General features: G+C 55.8%; 4 tRNA genes. All 4 read right to left on the bottom strand.

Annotated elements, in window-relative coordinates:
- A tRNA-Glu gene (locus CJU81_RS23545) sits at nt 1-76 on the bottom strand.
- 77 nt (nt 77-153) lie between these two features.
- Nucleotides 154-229: transfer RNA gene (locus tag CJU81_RS23550), tRNA-Ala, on the bottom strand.
- Nucleotides 230-279: 50 nt separating this feature from the next.
- Nucleotides 280-355, bottom strand: a tRNA-Glu gene (locus CJU81_RS23555).
- Nucleotides 356-431: 76 nt separating this feature from the next.
- Nucleotides 432-507: transfer RNA gene (locus CJU81_RS23560), tRNA-Ala, on the bottom strand.

Below are 507 nucleotides of genomic sequence, written 5' to 3' on the forward strand. Positions count from 1 at the left end.
TGGCGTCCCCTAGGGGACTCGAACCCCTGTTACCGCCGTGAAAGGGCGGTGTCCTAGGCCACTAGACGAAGGGGACACAAACCCTTCTAACAGTGATCAGCACTGAGTGCTGATCGATTCAATGCCAGTGTGGCCCGACATTGAACTGTAAATTGGTGGAGCTAAACGGGATCGAACCGTTGACCTCTTGCATGCCATGCAAGCGCTCTCCCAGCTGAGCTATAGCCCCGATTTATCGCCTGGCGGCGGAGCATCACCGAAGTGCTGCTTCTGTAAAACTGGCGTCCCCTAGGGGACTCGAACCCCTGTTACCGCCGTGAAAGGGCGGTGTCCTAGGCCACTAGACGAAGGGGACACAAACCCTTCTAACTTGATCAGCGCTGAGTGCTGATCGATTCAATGCCGGTGTGGCCAGACATTGAACTGTAAATTGGTGGAGCTAAACGGGATCGAACCGTTGACCTCTTGCATGCCATGCAAGCGCTCTCCCAGCTGAGCTATAGCCCC

The organism is Pseudomonas fragi, assembly GCF_002269505.1.
GTDB classification, from domain to species: Bacteria; Pseudomonadota; Gammaproteobacteria; order Pseudomonadales; family Pseudomonadaceae; genus Aquipseudomonas; species Aquipseudomonas fragi_D.